The organism is Ruminococcus champanellensis 18P13 = JCM 17042, assembly GCF_000210095.1.
GTDB classification, from domain to species: Bacteria; Bacillota; Clostridia; order Oscillospirales; family Ruminococcaceae; genus Ruminococcus_F; species Ruminococcus_F champanellensis.
In genome coordinates this window covers 1953018-1969917 of the sequence record NC_021039.1, presented here as the reverse complement: position 1 = coordinate 1969917, position 16900 = coordinate 1953018, and the positions used below count along the sequence as shown (strand labels likewise).

Sequence of the window (16900 nt, the reverse complement as noted above, 5' to 3'; positions counted from 1 at the left end):
TCATGCAAAACACCCATCAACTACGTCCTAATCCTGGTGCTCTGCCTTTCTTTCCTGATAGATCTGCTCCGTTTCACGCACGATGTAAATAGGACGCTGCTTGGTTTCCAGGTAGGTCTTGGACAAATACTGCCCCAGCACACCAATGCAGAACAGCTGCAAACCGCCCAGCAGAAAGATCGCACACATGATGGACGGGAAGCCTGCTACAGCTTCTCCGAACGCCAGAGTCTTGACAATGATCCAGATCATCATCAGAAAGGCGATCACGCAGCTGACAAGCCCCAGCACCGAAGCGATCGCCAGGGGGGCTGTGGAAAAGGCAAAAATGCCCTCCAGAGAATACCGGAACAAGCTCCAGAACGACCACGCCGTTGTCCCGGCGGCACGCTCTACGTTCTCGTACTCGATATACTTGGTCTTGAAGCCCACCCAGCTGAAAATGCCCTTGGAGAAACGATTGTACTCCCGCATGGACAGAATGGCATCCACCATCTGTCGGCTCATAAAACGGAAATCCTGCGCTCCGTCCACGATCTCTGTCTGGGAGATCTTGTTCATGATCCGGTAGAATTTCCGTGCGAACCAGGAACGCACCTTGGATTCGCCCTTCCGGCTGACCCGTCGGGTAGTGGCGCAGTCGTATTCTCCGTCCCGTACATAGCTGTACATCTCGGGCAGGAAGGACGGCGGATGCTGCAAGTCCGCATCCATCACCACAACAAAGTCCCCTGTTGCATTCTCCAGACCGGCAAACATACCGGCTTCCTTGCCGAAATTGCGGGAAAAGGAAATGTACCGTACCCGCTGGTCCTTGGTGGCAAGCTCCCGCAGCTGCGTCAGCGTCTTGTCCCTTGAGCCGTCATCGATGAACAGCAGCTCAAACGTCAGTTCGGCGTAAGTGCGCTTCATTTCGTCCATCACCCTCGTGATCTCTGCGTAGAACAAAGGAAGTACCTCTTCCTCATTGTAGCAGGGCACGATGATCGAAAGCTTCTTCACACGATTCCTCCTTACTGCTGGATGCGCCGGAACGCAGACAGCCCACCCATAAAAATACTATTATATAATACCTCAAAACGGACAAAAAAGCAAGGGCTTTTTTGTTTTTTGTCAAAACCTACGGTCTATTTGCTCATCCGATCCGAACTCCGCTTTCTTTTCCGGACGGAAAATCCGAAATCTCCCAGTTTTCTGCCCAACGCAAAGTACTCTCCATGCGCATACGCCGCAAGACCACACTGCTGCAAATTCAGCCCGCCCTTACTATCCAGATATTGTTCATCCACGTCCACCCCCAGAATCTCTGCCAGAAACAGCTCGTGAGTTCCCAGCAGACGGCTTTCCGTCACCCGGCACTCCAGCGCCACGGGACATTCCTCCAGAATGGGCGCAGAGATCCTCTGTGCCGGCAGCGGATGCAGACCGCACTGCGCAAACTTGTCCACCTGGGCACCGCTACGTACTCCGCAAAAATCCGCAGCCTTCACCAATCTGGAGGGAGTCAGATTGATGGCAAACTCGCCGGTCTGCCGGATCAGTCCGTAGGAATACCGGCTGGGTCGGACGGATATATAGGTCATAGCCGGCCGGGTGCAGATGATCCCCGTCCAGGCAATAGTCAGCACATTTGGTTCCTCCATAGTGCCGCAGGTCACCAATGCGGGAGGCACCGGTGCCAGCAGCGCACTGCCCTCCCAAAATACTTTACCCATCTGGTTCTCCTTTCTTTCGACAGCATGCAACCTCAAAACAAGGACAGCTGCACCCCTGCCTGTTTGTCTTCAAATGCATGCAGATATGCAAAGATCTGCTGCTGATCCGTACAGATTCCATAGCGGCGGCAATCCTCCCGGAAAATCCGATACAAGTCATCCGCATGGGGACTGGGCAACTCATAGGCATTGCCGTAAACACGCTGATACTGCTCCTTCAGACCCGGAAAATGCTGATTCAGCTTCCGGTAATAGTATTCCCGGTTCCCCTCCCGTAACGTCAGACCCATGCCAAAGGAAAGAATTCCCCACACCCCTGCATCCCGGCAGGCTCGCAAAATTGAGCGCAGATTCTCCGGCGTATCATTGATGTAGGGCAGCAAAGGCGTCAGCCACACCACTGTGGGGATCCCCCGTTTCCGACATGCATGCAGCGCCGCCAGTCTGGCACTGGTGGGAGCTACACATGGCTCCAGAATCCGGCAAAGGACATCGTCGTAGGTAGTAATGGTCATCTGTACCACACATTTTGTAACATGGTTGATCTGCTCCATCAGGTCAATATCCCGGAGAAAATCCGGTGACTTTGTCTGAAAAGTAACACCGAAGCCGTAGCGCTGGATCAGCTCCAGGCAACTGCGCATATGGCATAGCTGCTGCTCCAGGGGAATATAGGGATCCGACATACTGCCGGTTCCGATCATACAACGATGTCGTTTTCTGCACAAGGCATCTTCCAGCAGTTCTACCGCATTCTCCTTGACCTCCACGTCCTCAAATGGGTGATCCATCTGATAACAGGTACTTCTGGCATCGCAGTAAATACAGCCATGGGTACAGCCCCGGTACAGATTCATCCCGTTTGACTGGGATAAAATTCCCTTGACACGCCGCATGTGCATACACAGCCCCCCTCTCCATTTAAGCTTACACTATTTTTTGAAAAATCACAAGCATCTGAAAAAAATCTAAAAAATATAAGCGCTAAGTGCATAATAATAGTCTGTATGTTGAAAATAACATACAGACTATATAAATTCAAGAAAGTATGCACAGAAGGGTTGACTTTTGACGCATCGTGTAGTATAATAACATAGTCGCAGTTACAAAGAACGTGCGGCATAGTAAAAATGGCGGCATAGCTCAGGTGGCTAGAGCACTTGGTTCATACCCAGGGTGTCGTTGGTTCGAATCCAATTGCCGCTACCATGGCCCGTTGGTCAAGAGGTTAAGACACCGCCCTTTCACGGCGGAATCATGGGTTCAATTCCCGTACGGGTCACCATTCAACGTTCTCGGAAACAGCGTAATATCGCCGTTTCCGAATTTTTCTTTTATACCAAAATGCTTTGTCAACTATTCGGATATTTTCAGCGGACAAAGCTTTTTATACGTTTCTCAACTACACTATTCTCAAACACATCGTCCGGTAGGTGCGTTTGCTTTCGAGTTAGATTACCATCTTAAACTGCACTACAAGTTCAAATAAGCTTTCAGCGAACGTATCGCTACGGCGAATTCACAGTGTGTGAGAAAATAAAGCCTCTTCAGAGGCTTTATTTTTTTGTAAAATCCAACTCCATCTTCCTGTAATGTGTTCGTTTTCCAGTATTATAACACGTCACAAGGAAAAATGCAATAGAAAATGCGAAAAATTCTGAGAAAAAATACAACATATGCACAAAGCACCACCCAAAACCGATCCATTCGATCGATTTCAAGTGGTGCGATTTGCTTTTATTATGGTTTTACATGCAGCTGAAAACTGCTTGCCACGGGCATGCTGAACGAAATCTTACTCAAGACTCGGTCTTGAAAATGGCCCTTACAAAATTATACATATGCGCATGAATGGAGTTATCCCCATGATATCCGCCGCTCACATAGTGCCAGATGTGGGGTACACCGTTTTTGGTAAAGTTGTTATGATAGTTCTCCGGGTTGGAGTAAACCACCGTGTCATTGCTGCCGGCGGTAATAAACAGCAGGTGAGGTGCTTCCTCGTCACTGTTCCACTTGAATGCGCCGGTTACACCAGGAGCCGGGCAAATTGCGCCTACATAGCCAAACAGATCGGAGCGCTTCATACCAATCAACAGAGATTCTCTGCCGCCCATGGAGAAACCGGTAATGGCTGTGTTGTCCCGACCGGTTTTCACACTGTAGGTGCTTTCAATGTGGGGCATCAGATCCACCACCAGATCGTTGATAAAGTTGTCGTATGCCGCATTGTTGGCATCATCCATAGCGGAGCAGCTATCCTGGGTTGCGCTGGAGTAAATGTAGGGGAACACCACAATCATATCCTCAGCATCACCAGCTGCAATGGCGTTTCCAATGATCTGTCTGGTATACATGGTACCGTTGCCCTTGATAATCATTCTGTCCTGATTCTCCCAGTAACCGTGCATGCAATACAGCACCGGATACTTCTTGCTGGAGGAATAATTTGCAGGCAACAAAATGTTGTAAGGCTTGTTGCGCTTGCAAGTTGTGGAATAATAGCTGCCGGATTTTACTGTACCATACTGTACGCCAGCTTGTTCATTGTGGGATGCATCCGGCTCTTTTTCTACAACCATTTTAGAAATCATATCCGTATATTCCTGCATGGTGTATGCCTTCTTTTCCGGCTCCGGCGGAGTCTGGTCAGTAAAAGCAGTGGTCTTTTTCAGCAGAAAGGAAGAAAGCTCCTGAACATCCTCTGCATCGAATACTGTGCTCTTGTTTACGTCAGCCACCTTTGCGGAGAATACATTGTCAAATCCGCCTGCTGCCAAACCACGCTTTGCAGCAGCCAGATCAAAGCCGTCAATGACTCCATCCAGGTTTATATCACCGGGGATCAATGTCTCCGGCACATCGATTGCGCCTGCACCAGGAATCACCGTGCCTGCAACAGCTCCAATAGCTTCATCAATGTAGAAATTGTTAGTGGTATCTGCTGTTTCCACATAGATCTGCATATCCTTTGCGCCTGCTGGAATGGTGTAATTGGTGTTGGCAAGCTGTACCCACTTGCCCTGTACACCTTTTGCCGTTGCAATACTGTCATACTGGGTATCTCCGTTGGCATCTGTATACTGGAGTTTTAAGTAAAATGTATCCGTCAGATCTCCGTCAAAGTAGGACACATTGGCGCTGAAGCTATACTCCTTGCCGGGAACAAATGCTTTGGCGTTCAATGCCTTGGTCGCACCGTTCCATGCAGCGGTTCTGTCCTGTACCAACAGGGCTTCCTTGCCAGCATAGTTGGTTCTGCCGCTGGTCATAACGCCGGCAGCGCCTCTTCCCTCCCAGGAGCAGGTGTCCGCTTCAAATTCATCATGGAAGTACCAGCCGTTTTCATCCGGATCCGTATTTGCAGAGCCCAGGTCTACAACAAAGGTGGACACACTCTGTGCAGGCAGCTGCGCCGCAAAACCTGTGCCGTTAAAGCTGATCTCGCTCTTTGCCAGATTCTCAGAACCGGAACTGCGGTACCGGGTAACGCCGGAGATGCTTTCACCGGAGCCCATGGAGAAACTCTGGTTGTATTCGCTGGTTGTCTTATTTACTGCAACGATGGTAACCTGATCCGCATCGTTCTTGTATGCAGAGACAAATACGTTCTGGGTAGGCTGCTCGGTTGCGTCAATCCGCACATCCCCGGGACGGACAAACTTAGAATACTGTGCCATCATATAGCCCCGCTTAGAAATGTTTCCATTTTCCTTCATAGGGCCATAGGAGCGGCGGATATACCACCAAACATACGCACTCATATTGCCCACAGTCATGCCGTTGTGGATATTCTCAGCCACATCCAGCGCCTCCGGCCAGGTATCTGCATCGGAAGAACTGTTGGGTACATAAACCTCTGTCATCCAGATAGGCTTCCCGCAGCTCTCCAGTGCCGGGAAATCCATCCAGGCTCTCTGGGTGCCATAGAAATGAGTTCCGAACAGATCACAGTTTGCAAATGCTTTCTGGTTGTTCAAGATCTTGGTATAGTACTTCTTGCCACCGTCTGCCACCCAGGATGCGGTCTCCGGCGCATACTGAAAGGACTCCGGAGACATGACTCTGGTGCTGGTGATCTTGTCCGCATAGTTTGCCAGGAAGTCCGTGGTTTCGTCCGTTGACCATCTGGTCCACTCGGAAGCGTAATCCGGCTCATTTTGAACAGAAATCGCATACAGATCCACGCCCTGGTTCTTCATATAGGTACCGAAGTTGTTCAGATGCTGAGCATAGGCGGTATAGTTGGACTTTGGCAAATGCAGCTTGCCCCCATTGCTGTCGGATTCCGCCAGGTTGGAAGGCGGCTCCCAGGGCGACGCAAAAACCTTGGCACCATGCTGAGCAGCGAACTTCGCAGTGGGCACTGCCTTGTTCCACTGATTGCTGTCCGGGTTTACGAAAATACGCAGGATCGTAAGACCCAGCTCATCTTCCCCATTGCCGAAGGCCTTCTGACGCTGTGCATCGGTCAAGTCACTGCCCATCCACTCCGGATGATTCATGCCGCCAAAACCGTCAATGGTCTGATACTCCTTGCCGGTATTCACCACAACGGTATCCGCCGCATAAACGCTTGGTTCTGATTCGGGCATGACCGCCAGAGCCGGTGTCAGCATAGCTGCCGCCAGCAAAACTGACAGAGATGCCTTCAGTTTCTGTTGCATCGACATAGATATATTCCCCCTCAAATTATATATGTATCTATTGTAAACAATTTATGAATGTTTGTAAACCCACAAAACAACGAAATGGTGGACAAAACGCAGATTCTTGTATAAAAAAATGGCTATGATCTGCGTAGATTCATAGCCATTTATACATAACTTATAAAACCTTGGACAGGAACTCCTGGAGTCTTGGATTCTCCGGATGATCAAAGAATTTCTGAGGTATATTTTCCTCCATGATCTTTCCCCCGTCCATGAACATAACACGGGAGGCTACCTCCCGGGCAAAACCCATTTCGTGGGTTACAACCACCATGGTCATGCCATCCTCCGCAAGCTCCCGCATCAGCGCCAGAACCTCGCCAACCATTTCCGGATCCAGTGCAGAGGTTGGCTCATCAAAGAGCATCACGTCCGGGTTCATAGCAAGAGCACGGGCGATGGCGATCCGCTGCTTCTGACCGCCGGAAAGCTGCCCCGGATACTGCTTTGCTTTATCAGAAAGCCCCACCTTTTTCAGCAGCATGGACGCTTTCTCGTCCGCCTCGACCTGGGTCATAAGCTTGAGCTTGACCGGCGCAAGCGTAATATTCTTCTGAATGGTCAGATGAGGAAACAGATGGAAGTGCTGAAACACCATACCCATTTTTTCCCGCACCACATAAAGCTGCTTATCAGACATGGCAGTCAAATCCTGTCCCTCAAAGAGAATCTGTCCGGAGGTAGGCTGCTCCAACCGGTTCAAGCAGCGTAAAAATGTACTTTTACCGGATCCAGAGGGACCGATAATGACAACCTTTTCACCTTTTTCAATGGTGGTGGTAATGCCCTTGAGGATATGCAAATCTCCAAAGGATTTTTCCAGATTCTTAACCTCGATCACTCTTTGCCAGCCTCCTTTCCAGCTTGGTTACCATAGCGCTCAGAAACATAACCATTACCAGGTAGATAATTGCCACGGCGATCAAGGGCAGGAACGCCTCATAGGTCTGACTGCGGATGATATCTCCGCCCTTGGTCAGATCCACCAGAGCAATATATCCGGCAACGGAGGTCTCTTTCAGCAATACGATACACTCGTTGGCAAGCGCCGGCAGAATGTTCTTGAACGCCTGGGGCAGGATGATGCAGAGCATGGTTTTGGAATAATTCAAGCCCAGGCTTGCGCCGGCTTCAAACTGTCCGTTGTCAATGGACATAATGCCGGAGCGGACGATCTCCGCCACATAGGCGGCAGAGTTCAGTCCAAATGCAAGGATCGCCACCAGAGTTTTGTCAATGTTGACCGTTGCAAAAATAATGAAATACAGGATCAGCAGCTGCACCACAACTGGCGTGCCCCGAATCACCGTTAAATACACCTTTGCAAAAAAATTCAATACGCCCAGCTTCCCGTTTTTGTCGTGGGTGGCACGGACAATGGCAATCAGAAATCCCAGAACCATGCCAAGGATCACGGCAAAAAACGTGACGATCAGCGTAGTGGACAAGCCATCAGTCAGATACTTCCATCGATCATCCTTTAAGAAGGTATTCGACAGGGCATCCGGTAAATCTCCAAAAATATGCATGCCGCCTTACTCCCTGCGTTTTATTAGTCCTTGCGAACGATAATAACCTGTGTGGAGGTTGCATAGCCCTGTGTAAAGGATACGCTCTTTTCCCGATCCGGTGTTACAGAAAGACCAGCCACGCCTACGTCAGCTTTACCGGATTCTACAGCAGCGAGCACCGCATCAAAGTCCATGTTCTCGATCTCCAGAGTCATGCCCAGCTCGTCGCAGACAGCCTGCATAATATCCGGATCAATGCCTACTACCTTGTCGCCGCTCATGCTTTCATAGGGCGCAAACTCAGCGTTGGTAGCCATCTTCAAAGTACCGTTGTCCCGGGAAACGCTGGAGTCCGGTGTGTAAGAAACACGGTCAGCCTCATCGCCGATCCAGTGCTTCACGATTTCGTCCAAAGTGCCGTCATTCTTGAGCTTGGTCAGTGCATCATCCAGCTTCTTGCCAAGTTCATCGTTGCCCTTCTTGTATGCGATTGCGTAATCCTCCTGGACAAATGGATCGTCCAGGATCCGCAGGGTATCATTCTTTTCTACGAAGATCTTCGCCGGCTCGCTGTCAATGAGGACTGCATCCACCTTGCCCTGCTTCAGTGCCTGCACCGCATCAGCGCCCTTGTTGTAAGGCTCAACCTTGGCATCCTTGACCTCAGTTTCTGCAAAGGTATAACCAGTGGTACCCAACTGTGCGCCAATGGTCTTGCCCTCCAGATCCTCAGCCTTAAACACCGTGTTCGCAGGCACACCGCAGCCTGTCAGGGAAAGTACCAGCAGCATGCCGGCAGTCAGAAGTGCAGTTGTCTTTTTCATGTGAAACATTCCTTTCAATTTTTCGTTGAACATGCCTATTGTTCTATTATAACGCACACAGCAGAAAAAAGCAATATAAACTTGCTGATTTTTGCAGGTTTATCGCAACAGCCGGCATAAAAAGAAGGATCTGCCCATCAGAGCTGATCCTTCCTCAATCCAAATGCGCTTAGGATTTTGCCTTTTTCTCTGTCTGCTTCTCAGTGGACTTTTCCTCAGGCTTTGTCTCCGCTTCCGGCAGTTTGCCCTTCTCCAGGCGCAGACCGTATATAAACGCTGCACACAGGTATACCAGCAATGCCACAGCCTCCAGAATGACCGCCGGCTTCATAGCCCCGTTGATCAGACTCCGGATAAAGCCCATAGCAGAACTGGATGCAGGAACCAGAACGTTATAAGCGTTTCCAAAGGCAACGTTTTCGTAGTATTCATCCGAAGTGGCATTGACATCATCCAGCAGCTTATTGACCTTTTCGTTCAGGTCAGCCAGATCCTTTTCAACCCGCTCCATCTTTTCCCTGGATGCAGCTGAACGATCCTCCAGCGCTTCAATCCGAGTTTCAAAGAAGTCGATCTGCTGTGTAGCAGTGGACACTTCCTTCTGTGCGGAGATCTTCTGGCTGATCAGCTTGTCATACTGCTCAGATGCCTGGGTATAAGTGGTGTTTACATTGTCCGTGCCATTGCCGAAAATCAGAATGCTGTCCTTTTCGTACTTGTCGATGGATTCTGTAATGGTATCCAACCGCTCCTGGGAAATGTTTCTCTTCCGTCTGAGTGAATCCACCCGGTACTGATAATAGGTCATCAGCGCCTGCCGATCCTTGGTTACATTGTTGACTGTAATGTAGGAGGAGATCAGATCCAAATCCATGCTTTCAATGGTCTCCACGGCAGAAGACAGGTCAGCAAAGGTGTAGCCGGTCTTGTTGGAACGGAACCGGGTGGTATCCTCCTCAGCCAGCTGATCCAGATAATCTGCCAGCGTAGTCAGTGTGGTGCTGAACACATCTACTGCTTCTGCATAGTCGTATGTGCTGTAATCAATTGCTGCAATGGCGCTGCCCAGCGCCTTGTTGTAACCGTAAACCTCAAAGAAATAGCTCCGGTAGCAATCCAGCATCTGGTTCAGAACCTGTACAGCCTCATCGCTGCTGTAGCTGGTATCGCTATAGTCAAAAATAACCTGGTACTGTGTGGAATAATAGGATACATCCAGCATAGCCTGTGCAGCAGACAGTGCACCGTTGGTTGCATTTTGATACACATTCTGGTAGGTGATGATCCGGTCCATCGCATCTGATGGAATGATACCATTTACGCTCAGACCGGCACGAACGGACTCCAGCTCATCAGTCGGGCGACCAAGCTGGGTCAGGGCATTCTGGATCACCTCCGGATTGCAGAGACTATCCTTTACATTAAAATCCTTTCCAGCAGGATCCTTGCCCTGTTCGATGCCCTTATAGGTAAAGCTCACCAAAGCAGAGGTGCGCTTATTCTGGTCAGAAGCAAACAGTGCGCTGAACAGAATAGAGAAGATGCCCAACAGAATGGCAGCGGCAATCCAAAGAATAAAGAACCGCTTGAGTCCTCTCCAGATACTGAACACGGATATTACAATCTCAGATTTTCCTTCCTGTTCCATTTGAAGTGTAACGTTAATATCTTTTTTTTCATCCATATCTCCGATTCCTCCTAAATCGACGTGATAAGCAACAAACAAAGTAATTATAGCATACGCCCGGTGAAAAGTAAAGCACTTTTCATGAAAAATCCAGATGAATCCTCCATCAGAGCCACTGCACAAAACCGGTCTTATCCGCTGCGTTATAACCGGCACGCCGATAGAACTCCAGGGTACGCTCCTGCTTGGAGCCGGTCATCAGCATGAGCTTATAGCAATGGTTCTCGATGGCAATTTCCCTTGCATATGCAAGGCAGGCGGAAGCGTATCCCCTGCCCCGGAATCCATCCAGCGTCACCACATTTTCGATCAGCCCATAGGGGCGCAGTCCCCGGGTGAGATTCGGCACGATCAGACAGACGCAGGAGGACACGATTCTGTCCCCCGCTTCATACACCAGCACATGATGCATAGGATCCCCCAGGATCTGCTGCCAGACTGCATGCAGTCGTTCCGATTCCTCCGGTACTGCGGTTTCATGCAGACACAGGTACAATTGCAGCAGCCCCTGCAGATCCTCCTGTTTTGCCTCCCGCACCATAAACTCATCTCCTTTTTCGCCATTATAGCATGTCCGCCGCAGGATGTCAACGAGGAAGATTTTTCTTGTGGTTTCTCCTGCGCACGTCCGTTTATGAAGGATACGACAGAGCCATACTAAGACCGTGCAGCATCCTGCAATGCGCGCAGGATACTGCCCAAAGAAAGAAAACGGAGGGTTCGGCATGGCGTATCAGAAGGTTATCATCTCCGGAATCAACACCTCGAAGCTGACAGTACTCAAGGAAAGCGAAAAAATCGAACTGCTGCGGGAGATCCAGCGCACCGGCAGCAAGGAAGCACGGGACAAGCTGATCAACGGCAACCTGCGGCTGGTGCTCAGCGTGATCCAGCGCTTTGCCGGCAGAGGGGAAGATATTGATGATCTGTTCCAGATCGGCGTGATCGGTCTGATCAAAGCCATCAACAATTTTGACCTGTCCAAGGAGGTGCGGTTTTCCACATACTGCGTACCCATGATCAGCGGAGAGCTGCGCCGATTCCTGCGGGATTATAATCACATTAAGGTCAGCCGCTCTCTGCGGGATCTGGCATACAAAGCCATGCAGGCAAAGGAACAGCTGACCGCCGAGCAGCAGAAGGAGCCCACCATGGATGAAATCGCAAAGCGCATTGACGCCAAGCGCAGTGATGTGGTACTGGCACTGGAAAGCGTAACGGATCCGGTTTCGCTGTACGAGCCGGTTTACTCAGATGCCGGAGACACGCTGTATGTACTGGATCAGATCAGCGATCAGAACAGCGTGGACAGCTGGCTGGATGAAATCGCACTGCGGGATGCCATCAAGGCATTACAGCCCAGGGAAAAGCGGATCCTGTATCTGCGTTTCTTTCAGGGCAAGACCCAGGTGGAGGTCGCCCAGGAGATCGGCATTTCTCAGGCGCAGGTATCCCGGCTGGAAAAGGGGGCGTTGAACCAGATCAAGGGAGACGTTTAAGGCACGCCTTAACCCAGTGCCACATCCAGCACCATCATGCAGGAAAAGCCCACCATAGTAGCAAGCGCCATGTAGTTTTTGTTTTCATTGGTCTGGCTCTCCGGGATCAGTTCTTCCACCACCACATAGATCATAGCCCCCGCAGCGAATGCCAGCAGAAAGGGCAGCGCCATGCGCACCTTCAGCACCAGCAATGCGCCCAGCACGCCGGAAATGGGCTCCACGATACCGCTGAGCTGACCGAGGAAAAATGCCTTGCCCCGGGACAAGCCCTCCCGGCGCAGGGGAACGCTGACTGCCATGCCCTCCGGCAGGTTCTGAATGCCGATGCCCAGTGCCAGCATGAAGGCAGTGAGAATGGTTGCCCCCTCCAGATCATAGGTCAGGGAACCGAAGGCAACCCCCACTGCCAGCCCCTCCGGAATGTTGTGCAGGGTAATGGAAAACACCAGCATCAGACAGCGTTTCCACTTGCTAGAACGATTTAGCTTGCCGGACAGCTTGGGAGAACGCTCCAGCCTGCTGTACAGCTTATCTCCCCCAAACAGCAGCAAGCCGCCTCCTAGAAACCCTGCCAATGCCACAAGCCAAGGGGTCATCTCCAGGCTCTCCGCCATATCAATGGCCGGGGAAAGCAAGGACCAGAAGGATGCAGCGATCATAACGCCCCCAGCAAAGCCAAGCATGCCGTCCATCCAGTTTTTATTTACATTCTTGAAAAACACAACGCTGACAGCACCCAGAGCAGTCAATGACCAGGTAAACAGGGTGGCAAACAATGCCAGGGTTGTGTATGAAAAATTCTGCACAGCCTTCACTCCTCTCAATACTGCCGGATACACCCGGCACTATCCCAGTGTATGACACACCATGAAAACTGTGCAGAAAAGCCGCCTCCCATGTGGGAAGCGGCTTTGTTTCTGATTAGCAATTATAGTCTTGGATCCACCGGCTCACTCTCCAGCGCCAGCACGCCGAATACACAGGCATGCACCTGATGCAAAGGCTCCTTCGCCACAAATCGGTTCAAAGATTCCATGCCCAGGGCAAACTCCCGCAGTGCAAGGCTCCGCTTTCGGCTCAGTGATCGCTTTTTCAGCCGCTCCAGGTGGGCAGGCGTCCGATACTCCGGCCCGTAAATGATCCGCAGGTACTCTGCGCCCCGGCATTTCACCGCCGGCTGCAGCAGCGTGTGCTCCTGCATAGCCGTAAATGGCTCCGGCTTCACCACCATGCCCTCACCGCCACTGCCGGTCAATGCCACCCACCAATCCACTCCGGCCTGGATGCTGTCCGGATCCTCCGTATCCACCTGCAAATAATCCGTTGCAATGAAAATCGGATCCACCCCGGTACAGTATTGCTTCAAAGTTTCCATATGCCACAAATTGGTTCGATCCGAGAACACATGCCCTTCACAGGCAAGCAAATGAAAGGGGGCGATTTTCAGATCCTCCACGCTGTTCACCTGCCAGCAATACTCCCGGTATGCCGTCGTGTACCGACACAGCGCATCCTGCTTTTCCCGATACTGCTCCAGCAATGCCCGTGGATCTGCATTCTGTCCGGAGGTCTGCGGATCCACACGAAAGGCATGATTCTGTCGGCAGCAGGTCTGCTCCAAAGCATCCACTGCTGCTGCCAGGCCATTCCGCCCCGCAACCCCTACCGGTGCATACTGCCGCTGCAGCAGAGTCTGGGCCTTCTCTGACCAGGGCATCAGCTCTGTGTCCAGGCATACCCAATCCGTCGCAAAATCCTTCCAGAAACCGGTTTTCATCAGCACAGCATCCAACCGATCCAGTACTGCCTGTTCCATTTGTACATCCTCAAAAAAGCGCCTGCCGGTACGGGTATAGATAATGCCTCTGGTACCATCCTCCACGCCAAAACGTCTGGATGCAGTTTCTGCGTTCCGGCACAGCACGACCACCGCCCGGGAACCCATATGCTTTTTTTCACAGATGACCTGCCGGATGCCATGCTCCCGGTAATAGGAAAACGCCTCCAGGGGATGCTCCAGATACTCCGGCAGTTGGCTGGTCTTGCAGGGGGACATGGTGGGCGGCAGATAAATCAGCCACTTGGGATCCGCCGCATACCGGCTCATGGCCTCCAGGGCTGCCGCCGCCTGTGCTTCGCCGATCACGATGGAAGGGATCAACCCGGTGGTCAACTGCATACGCCCCTGCACATCCTGCACCATAAGCGTATCCGTTCCCGGCTCCACCGGCTCCGGCTGTAAGGCTCTCAGAGGCTTTGCATACTGCTGCAATGCGGGTACAGAAATGGTCTCCTGCTCCGGATACCGTAGCGCTGTCAGCATGCCGCCGAATACACAGCCCGTGTCAATACAACAGGTATGATTTTCCCAGCGCACCCACTCCCCGGGCACATGCCCGTACACTACAAGCGCCTTGCCCCGGTAATCCGCCGCCCAGTTTCCCCGGACGGGCAGTCCGTATGCATCGGTTTCTCCGTTCACATCTCCGTACAGGCAGAAATCCCGGATCCTGCCGGAGCCTCTGCCGATATACTTCTCCTTGATGCCGGCATGGGCGATCACCAGCTTCCCCTCGTCCAGCACATAGTGACTCACCAGTCCCTCCAGGAACTGCTGCACCTGACTGCGGAAGGCATCGCTTTCCCCATCTAGCTGGGCTACCGTGATCTCCAGTCCGTGGTTCAGCTGCACCCGGCGACCCTGTAAATATTTGAGTAATTTGACATCATGATTCCCGGGTACCGCCAGGGCTGTTCCTTTGGATACCATGCCCATCACCAGCCGCAGAACTCCTGTATTTTCCGCCCCCCGGTCACACAGATCCCCCAGAAAGGCAGCCATTCTGCCCTGGGGATGCACATATATACCATCCGGATCCGGCACATAGCCCAGCTGATCCAGAAGGAGTTTCAGCTCTGCCAGACAGCCATGTACATCTCCGATGATATCAAAAGGACCATGCAGTTCCTTCTTGTTGTTCCACAGCTTGGTGCGGATGACCTCCGCCTGGTCGATGGCTTCCTGGGAATCCAGCACATACACGAACCGGAAGCCCTCTTTTTTCAAAGAGCGGATGCTTTTGCGCAGCTGCTGCACATGCTGCCGGATCACACGCTCTGGATATCCCCTGCCGGGATCTGCTGCATTCCGCTCCAGCAGGGTCTTTTCCGGCTGATTCAACACAATGGCAACGCTGTGAACATGCTGCTCCCTGGCAAGGGACAAAATCCGTTTCCGGGCAGACTGCTGCACATTGGTGGCATCGATCACAGTGGTTTTCATCCGGCTCAACCGCTTCTGTGCCGCATAATACAATAAATCAAAGGCATCCTCCGTGGCTGACTGATCGTTGCAGTCATCGGACACGATCCCTCGGCATACATCCGAGGACAGTACCTCCGTGGGCAGAAAATGCTTTGCCGCAAAGGTACTCTTTCCGCTGGAGGTGGCGCCCACCAGGGCAACCAGGGCAAACTCCGGTATCTCTATACGCATTTTGTAAACACTCCCATCTGTGTCGGTGCTCCCACCTGGGGATCTTCCTCCCCGATGCCGCTGCACACCACTTGATATCCATAACTGCGGCAGACATGCGCCGCCCAGTCTGCAAACTCCTGTCGGGTCCACTCAAAGCGATGATCCCCATGCCGGAGTGCGCCAGTCTTCAGTGCCGGATACTTTACATTATACTCCCGGTTGGGTGTGGTGAGGATCACTGTGCCCGGTGCTGCATGCGCAAACAGTACCTGTTCAAACGCCGGGATCCGGAACGGATCCAGATGCTCCAGCACCTCCACCACACAGGCAGCATCAAAGCCGGAAAACCGAGGATCCCGGTACACCGCCGATCCGTGCATCAGAGTCAGCTTCTCCCGCTTTGCCTGTGGCATCCGTTCCAGCCGCAGCCGGGACTTGCCACGTTCCAGTGCCTGTATGGACACATCCGCAGCGGTGATCCGCCTAATCTGGGACTCCTCCAACAAAAGCCTGGTCAGCTTGCACTCTCCGCAGCCCAGATCCAATACGGTGGCAGCCCCGCTTTCCAGCACTGCCTTGCGCACCGCCTCCAGCCGCTTTGTATTCAGGGACACAAAGGGCGTCTGCTCCGGCTCTGATTCTTCCGCATCCACCGAAGGCTGCTCCTCCAGCAGGCTCATAGCCTGCCGGGCATAGCTTTTGTGCATGCTAAAATACCGGCTTGTAATCTTCTCCCGTGCCGGGTGAGTTTCCAGCCAGCCTTTGCCATGCGCCAATAGCTTACTGATCTCATCCTCTCCCACAAAGTAATGCTTCTGCCGGTCAAACACCGGAATCAGTACATACAGATGATTCAGCAGCCGGGACAACGTTACCTGCCCGGTGATCTCCAGATCCAGATAGCTGCTCATGCCCCACTGCGGAAACTGCTCATCCAGCAGATAGCTTTTGGTCATTACCTGATAGCCCAGCGGCTCAAACAGTTCCCGTGCAAGCGTCTCTCCGCCCCGACAGGGCAGCATATGAATCCGGGCACTGAGTGCCAGTCTTTGCTGTACCAATTCCGGTTTTTTGTCGCAGACCCCATGGATGGCGGAGCCGAACACCCGGGCAATCGCGGTACTCAGAAAGGATGAGGACACATAGGGGCGGTCATTCACATAGTCAAAGAGTCCGCCCTCCATTGAGCCTGCCTTTCCACGGGCAAGGTCAATGGGGTCTATATCCAGCAGCAGTGCCGCCGTTGTCCGGTCATCGGACGCCTCCGGATAAAATACATAGACTTTCCCAAATGACAGGGTAAATTGCTGTGTCCGATCCGGATGCTTATACAGCAGATATCCCAGATCCCTGGCATTTTGCCCGGTATATGTAATCGTCAATAGCATGATTGATTCCTCCTTTTCGTCTGTAGACAGTATAGCATACTGCCGGGAGGAAATCACGGAAAAAAAGCTGCGCATTACTGATA

Annotated in this window: 13 protein-coding genes and 2 tRNA genes; 3 read left to right on the top strand and 12 right to left on the bottom strand. The window is 51.9% G+C overall.

The window, feature by feature from the left end; translation table 11 throughout:
• Positions 1 to 27: 27 nt before the first annotated feature.
• From RUM_RS09015 to RUM_RS09005, 3 genes are all read right to left on the bottom strand, one after another.
• A complete protein-coding gene (locus tag RUM_RS09015; RefSeq protein ID WP_049775539.1) occupies positions 28 to 1002 on the bottom strand; it encodes a glycosyltransferase family 2 protein in 975 nt (324 codons plus the stop codon).
• A gap of 125 nt (positions 1003 to 1127) precedes the next feature.
• Complete coding sequence (locus RUM_RS09010; protein WP_015558811.1) at positions 1128 to 1715, bottom strand: flavin reductase family protein; 588 nt, start codon at positions 1713 to 1715, stop codon at positions 1128 to 1130.
• Between the two features lie 32 nt (positions 1716 to 1747).
• Positions 1748 to 2617, bottom strand: a complete 870-nt coding sequence (locus tag RUM_RS09005) for an SPL family radical SAM protein (RefSeq protein WP_015558810.1) — start codon at positions 2615 to 2617, stop codon at positions 1748 to 1750.
• Between the two features lie 230 nt (positions 2618 to 2847).
• On the opposite strand from RUM_RS09005, the gene RUM_RS09000 reads away from it, so the two are divergent.
• Together RUM_RS09000 and RUM_RS08995 are read left to right on the top strand one after the other, a co-directional pair.
• Positions 2848 to 2924, top strand: a tRNA-Met gene (locus tag RUM_RS09000).
• Position 2925: 1 nt separating this feature from the next.
• Positions 2926 to 3000, top strand: a tRNA-Glu gene (locus tag RUM_RS08995).
• 514 nt (positions 3001 to 3514) lie between these two features.
• Here the strand turns inward: RUM_RS08995 and RUM_RS08990 are convergent.
• The 6 genes from RUM_RS08990 to RUM_RS08965 form a co-directional block, all read right to left on the bottom strand.
• A complete protein-coding gene (locus RUM_RS08990) occupies positions 3515 to 6388 on the bottom strand; it encodes a carbohydrate binding domain-containing protein (RefSeq protein WP_015558809.1) in 2874 nt (957 codons plus the stop codon).
• 154 nt (positions 6389 to 6542) lie between these two features.
• Positions 6543 to 7268, bottom strand: coding sequence for an amino acid ABC transporter ATP-binding protein (locus RUM_RS08985; protein WP_041326380.1), 726 nt, complete (start codon positions 7266 to 7268; stop codon positions 6543 to 6545).
• Positions 7255 to 7956: an amino acid ABC transporter permease gene (locus RUM_RS08980; protein ID WP_015558808.1), complete on the bottom strand. Its 702-nt coding sequence runs from the start codon at positions 7954 to 7956 to the stop codon at positions 7255 to 7257. The genes RUM_RS08985 and RUM_RS08980 overlap by 14 nt, the downstream gene beginning before the upstream one ends.
• A gap of 23 nt (positions 7957 to 7979) precedes the next feature.
• Positions 7980 to 8762 (bottom strand): transporter substrate-binding domain-containing protein, encoded by a 783-nt coding sequence (locus tag RUM_RS08975; RefSeq protein WP_015558807.1) that lies wholly within the window; start codon positions 8760 to 8762, stop codon positions 7980 to 7982.
• A 169-nt stretch (positions 8763 to 8931) separates the two neighbouring features.
• On the bottom strand, positions 8932 to 10446 hold the full coding sequence (locus tag RUM_RS08970) for a coiled-coil domain-containing protein (RefSeq protein WP_015558806.1): 1515 nt from the start codon (positions 10444 to 10446) through the stop codon (positions 8932 to 8934).
• A 109-nt stretch (positions 10447 to 10555) separates the two neighbouring features.
• Positions 10556 to 10990 carry a GNAT family N-acetyltransferase gene (locus RUM_RS08965; RefSeq protein ID WP_015558805.1) on the bottom strand — a complete coding sequence of 145 codons (435 nt, stop codon included), beginning with the start codon at positions 10988 to 10990 and terminating at the stop codon, positions 10556 to 10558.
• Positions 10991 to 11174: 184 nt separating this feature from the next.
• On the opposite strand from RUM_RS08965, the gene sigG reads away from it, so the two are divergent.
• A complete protein-coding gene (gene sigG, locus RUM_RS08960; protein WP_015558804.1) occupies positions 11175 to 11948 on the top strand; it encodes an RNA polymerase sporulation sigma factor SigG in 774 nt (257 codons plus the stop codon).
• 8 nt (positions 11949 to 11956) lie between these two features.
• On the opposite strand, the gene RUM_RS08955 is transcribed toward sigG, so the two are convergent.
• From RUM_RS08955 to RUM_RS08945, 3 genes are all read right to left on the bottom strand, one after another.
• Positions 11957 to 12766, bottom strand: a complete 810-nt coding sequence (locus tag RUM_RS08955) for a ZIP family metal transporter (RefSeq protein WP_041326745.1) — start codon at positions 12764 to 12766, stop codon at positions 11957 to 11959.
• Between the two features lie 113 nt (positions 12767 to 12879).
• A complete protein-coding gene (locus RUM_RS08950) occupies positions 12880 to 15447 on the bottom strand; it encodes a polynucleotide kinase-phosphatase (protein WP_015558803.1) in 2568 nt (855 codons plus the stop codon).
• Positions 15438 to 16817, bottom strand: coding sequence for a 3' terminal RNA ribose 2'-O-methyltransferase Hen1 (locus tag RUM_RS08945; RefSeq protein WP_041326744.1), 1380 nt, complete (start codon positions 16815 to 16817; stop codon positions 15438 to 15440). Before RUM_RS08945 ends, RUM_RS08950 begins: the two co-directional genes overlap by 10 nt.
• Between the last annotated feature and the right edge of the window lie 83 nt (positions 16818 to 16900).

Coding starts and splice junctions, on each gene's coding strand:
- RUM_RS09010 (WP_015558811.1), bottom strand. CDS start 1,715: ATGGGTAAAGTATTTTGGGAGGGCAGTGCGCTGCTGGCACCGGTGCCT.
- RUM_RS09005 (WP_015558810.1), bottom strand. CDS start 2,617: ATGCACATGCGGCGTGTCAAGGGAATTTTATCCCAGTCAAACGGGATG.
- RUM_RS08990 (WP_015558809.1), bottom strand. CDS start 6,388: ATGTCGATGCAACAGAAACTGAAGGCATCTCTGTCAGTTTTGCTGGCG.
- RUM_RS08980 (WP_015558808.1), bottom strand. CDS start 7,956: ATGCATATTTTTGGAGATTTACCGGATGCCCTGTCGAATACCTTCTTA.
- RUM_RS08975 (WP_015558807.1), bottom strand. CDS start 8,762: ATGAAAAAGACAACTGCACTTCTGACTGCCGGCATGCTGCTGGTACTT.
- RUM_RS08970 (WP_015558806.1), bottom strand. CDS start 10,446: ATGGATGAAAAAAAAGATATTAACGTTACACTTCAAATGGAACAGGAA.
- RUM_RS08965 (WP_015558805.1), bottom strand. CDS start 10,990: ATGGTGCGGGAGGCAAAACAGGAGGATCTGCAGGGGCTGCTGCAATTG.
- sigG (WP_015558804.1), top strand. CDS start 11,175: ATGGCGTATCAGAAGGTTATCATCTCCGGAATCAACACCTCGAAGCTG.
- RUM_RS08950 (WP_015558803.1), bottom strand. CDS start 15,447: ATGCGTATAGAGATACCGGAGTTTGCCCTGGTTGCCCTGGTGGGCGCC.
- RUM_RS08945 (WP_041326744.1), bottom strand. CDS start 16,817: ATGCTATTGACGATTACATATACCGGGCAAAATGCCAGGGATCTGGGA.